This is a genomic window from Magnetospirillum sp. WYHS-4 (genome assembly GCA_039908345.1).
In the GTDB taxonomy this organism is placed as follows: domain Bacteria; phylum Pseudomonadota; class Alphaproteobacteria; order Rhodospirillales; family GLO-3; genus JAMOBD01.
Genome location: JAMOBD010000115.1, coordinates 1 through 3,923, shown reverse-complemented (window position 1 = coordinate 3,923; position 3,923 = coordinate 1). Strand labels below are relative to the sequence as shown.

Genomic DNA, 3,923 nt, shown 5'->3' with positions numbered 1-3,923 from the left:
GCCGTGTCGATGAACGTATATCCAAAGAAGTCGCCTTTGGACATGTGACATGGAAAGAGATATATTGATGGCGGTGCGCGTCGGGGGACGCGCATGAGGAGGGGAGTGCCATCATGTCCGAGGATACCGCCGAAACCAAGAGCGACCTTTGGCTGTTCAGTACTCGTCATGTGACCCGATATGCCAAGGCGTGATTTGGGTTCAGGGCATTGATGCGGAAGGCCGCCGCCCGCCTGCGCCTTTCCGCCCGCGACTACCATCGGGTCCGGCGCGTCGCCCGCACCCTGGCGGACCTGGAGGGCGGCGTACTACCAGTCCGCCGCATCCACATCGCCGAGGCCCTGTCCTACCGCCGCCTGGCGCCGGGACGGACTACCGGCAAAATGAGGAGGGGGCAGATGGAGTCAGAACTTTGCACCAACCGTAGATGCCTTGCTTCAGGGTGGAGAGCCATACGATCCCTGATCTCCCTGGTCGTTCTGGCTTGTGGGCCGGGATCGGCATTTGGGGGGACCCTTGACTTGACATCGTCATGGTTCAAGCCCAGGCTGACGGAAAATAACGATTCCGCCTGTGCGGAACTGTTGCAGGATGCACGGAAGAAATTCTTTTCGGGTTCGAGTCTCAACGAGGCCTACGGCGTTCAGGGTTACGGATATAGGGAATCCGGAAAGATATTGGACTGGCAGATCGTCGGCGGCATATCCCCGGGCGAGATCGAAGCATTTGGCAAGACCTACTATCTCGATTACCTGAACCACTCTGGTTGCGGCGGTGCCTGTGAGACCAACCAATCCTTGGTTTCCGATAAACCCTTTCCGGAGCCACGCGACCATGCCTATCTGGTCAGGTTGGCCGGAAGCGCGCCCCCAGCCGTTAGCTACAGCGTTACGATCGCGAGGGCTTCCAAGGATGGCGTCTATCTCTTTGCCATCTCCGGCTCAGCGGGACCCGAGAGCGAGATCATGATCTATAGGCTGGCCCCCGAAGGACGTTGGGCGCCGGCCTGCCGAATTGCGACTGCCCCGGAGAAGGTGCCCGAAACGGAGCTTCTGCGCGATGGCGTGCTTTTGAAATCCCTTGGGGAATTGCGCCAAAAGGTGGAAGGCTTGACGCGAGGGGCGGGCAGTTGTGGGTCCATGAATACGCATTGGCGCTGGAATGAGAGGGTTCGCGAGGCTCTTCAGGAAGTGCTCTATCGCCCCTGGAATCTTTCCGAAAAAAGCATTGGCCCCGATGTCGACGGCAGTTTCGAGAATGACATGAAAAATTTGGAGCAATGGTCATTGCTCGGCATCTCGGAATACCGCGCGTTTCACCAATTCCAGGAACAACTGCGGGCAACGACCGGCCAATTGGCTGCCTTTTTTCACAGGGCAAACGGCTGGGCGCCTGACGCCGCGACGAAACTGGCGTCCGATGCCCTCAAAGGTGCGGTGAGCCTGGGAATTCGCTTTTACCAGTATAACCCCTCGTTTGCGACTGGCGAACAGGCTCTGAGGAAAGCCATTCTTGAGAAGCGGGACATCGATTTCGTCCGTGCCATCCCGTTTGATGGGGAACAGCTTGACGCCAAGACGAACCTTTGGGGGGGAGGGCCCGGGTCGCGAGAGACGATCCTGAGCATCGCCATCGGGCATCCAGAAGCATTGAGTTTTCTTCTGCGTTCGGGCGTCAACCCCAACCACGCCAATGATTTCGGGAAAACGGCCCTCATGCATGCCGCCCAACACAACCAGATTGAGGCGGCAAGACTGCTGATCGAACAGGGCGCCGACGTCAACGCGGTGACGATTCGTCCTGCCAACAACTGTTATTATACCTTGCAGACCTTCAATGTAACTCCGCTGCACTACGCGGTGCGCAACGCGTCGCCGGAACTGATCCGGCTGCTGCTCGACAGCGGTGCACAGGCCTTCGTCACGGCGAAAAACCATCGTAGCTATCCGATGGCCGAGGAGACGCCCCTTGACTGGCTGCACCGCTACACGGCCCCGGCGGCGGCGGAGAAGAATCCCAATATTCCCGAGGAGAGGATCGCCGAAATCGAGAAATGGCTGGCACCGCTCCCGCCGGAGCAAAGGGCCGAAACAGCCGCCGGCTATGTGATCAAGGCGGAAGCGGCCTACCGGAAGGGCGATGTGGCTCAAGCCTATCTCGCCATCTCGCTGGCCAGGCAGCTACAGCCGGACAATACGCGGGCCTTATCCGATCTTTCCCTGATCGCCATGAAAAACGGCAAATTCGGCGAGTCGCTGGAGGCGTCCCGGCACCTCATCGAAAGCCAGGTGGACGACAAGACGCGCGCGAACGCCTGGTTCAACCAGGGCCTTGCCTGTGAGGAGTACAAGGCAAAGGGCGGAGGCAGATTCCTGGCCTTCAATGGCGACAACTATTGCACTTACGGCCTGCTTCATCCCTATCTGAAGGCCTACGAGGCGGGACCAACCGCCGCGCGCGGAAACAAGCTGAAGGCACTGTTCGACAATCGTGTCGTCCCTTACTGCGAGGTTCGGGCCGGTTCCGGAACCATCAAGATCAACTTCCAAAACGGGGCGGACCCGGAGTCGCGGAAACATCGGCAACTGCAAACCCTTTATGTCCTGCATGGCCGGACGGAAGAGGTGAGCGGCGAGAATTTTGCCTGGGACGTCAATTTCTATGGCGGAGAGACCAGCTCGATCATCCTTGATGACAAGGTGCTGAGCGTCTTCAAGACGTCAGTGACCTTCGTTCAGTTCCCATACCGGGTCTTCGGCGCGACCTGCACGGAAAGAGGCTCGACTGAAATGCCATAGGGGGCGACCAAGGGGGCGTGCCCGGAACATCGGTGAAGCGCGGGGCGATCAACGGATGGCCCAAGGATGGGCTCCAGGCGGCCGGAAGGCTGCTGAGAAAGGCCCAGGTCTAGAGGTAGCCGACGGCCAGGCCGACCAGAACCAGGAAGCCCACCAGCCATCGGCCTAGCGGAAAAGGGCCGGGTGGTGCCAGCGCTGGATCCACGCCCGCGACCAAGGCCGATACCTTTGCCATCCCCAAGAGGAGGGCTGGGCGAACCAAAAGAGCGACGGCCAGGAACGCGATCACGCCGAGATCTGTGATTTCCGCCAGAAAATGAAAATCGTGGCCGGCCGGCGGTACCGGGAGAAGCAAGGCGGCGTTCGAAGCCGCCCCCAGACCGGCGGCAAGAAGGAGGACTCGCCGGCCAGGAAGGGGCATTGGCGGGACGGCGGGTGGGTGTGGCGGCGCCCCGGTCGGACGCCTGGCCTGGGAGATCGCCACGATGACGAGGGGGCGAATGACGAAGAATATGATCGCCGACGCCACGAGGAACCTGATGGTCTAGGCGACAAAGTCCATGGGCGGGGCTTCCTGGAGGTGAAACTTGGCTGCGCTCTCGGGAGTAACGACGATCCTGCCGAAAGCCCCGAGACTTTGGAATAGGCCACAACTGGCTGGTGGTCACCTCGCTGGCGAAGGCCGTCAAGGTCTGGGCCGCCTTCCGATCATGGATGTGGTCGAAGCTGCCGCGCAACGCCTTGCCGTCGAGGGCCACCACTACCCTTTCCCCACCTCCCTCGCCCTCGGGCAGCAGGCCCTTGGCATGCCGACGGAAGACCGCTTCCAGGGGGGGCGGTCTCCAGCGACTGGAGCACCGTCCGCAACGCGTTCACCGCCGGCGCTCGCTTCAACTCGACGCCGAAGTGACGGTTGAGATGTTCCCGGCGCTGCTCCAGGTCGTCCTGTGCTCGGAAGGAGTCGCCCTGTCCGAGGTCACGCTGATCGTGCCCCCCGATGCCGACCTGTCCCACGCGCTGACCCAGGCCATGGGCGTCCTGGTTCCCCCTTACGATCCGCAACTGCACGGCGGGGGCGGAACGGTGAACTGAATAGGCGAACGCATGCACGGATATCGTGGCCGT

3 protein-coding genes and 1 pseudogene are annotated in these 3,923 nt (G+C 61.0%); 3 read left to right on the top strand and 1 reads right to left on the bottom strand.

What is annotated here, in order from left to right; genetic code table 11:
• Nucleotides 1–203: 203 nt before the first annotated feature.
• A pseudogene (locus H7841_17940) lies at nucleotides 204–371 on the top strand (ATP-binding protein).
• A gap of 891 nt (nucleotides 372–1,262) precedes the next feature.
• Nucleotides 1,263–2,798, top strand: a complete 1,536-nt coding sequence (locus tag H7841_17935) for an ankyrin repeat domain-containing protein (protein ID MEO5338741.1) — start codon at nucleotides 1,263–1,265, stop codon at nucleotides 2,796–2,798.
• A gap of 109 nt (nucleotides 2,799–2,907) precedes the next feature.
• On the opposite strand, the gene H7841_17930 is transcribed toward H7841_17935, so the two are convergent.
• The gene (locus tag H7841_17930; GenBank protein ID MEO5338740.1) at nucleotides 2,908–3,327 is read right to left on the bottom strand and encodes a hypothetical protein; all 420 of its coding nucleotides are present in this window, start codon (nucleotides 3,325–3,327) and stop codon (nucleotides 2,908–2,910) included.
• A gap of 389 nt (nucleotides 3,328–3,716) precedes the next feature.
• On the opposite strand from H7841_17930, the gene H7841_17925 reads away from it, so the two are divergent.
• Nucleotides 3,717–3,890, top strand: a complete 174-nt coding sequence (locus H7841_17925) for a hypothetical protein (protein ID MEO5338739.1) — start codon at nucleotides 3,717–3,719, stop codon at nucleotides 3,888–3,890.
• Nucleotides 3,891–3,923: the final 33 nt, after the last annotated feature.

What these genes read in the sequence shown, in the direction of transcription:
- H7841_17935 (MEO5338741.1), top strand. Translation starts at nt 1,263, where the DNA reads ATGAAAAATTTGGAGCAATGGTCATTGCTCGGCATCTCGGAATACCGC.
- H7841_17925 (MEO5338739.1), top strand. Translation starts at nt 3,717, where the DNA reads ATGTTCCCGGCGCTGCTCCAGGTCGTCCTGTGCTCGGAAGGAGTCGCC.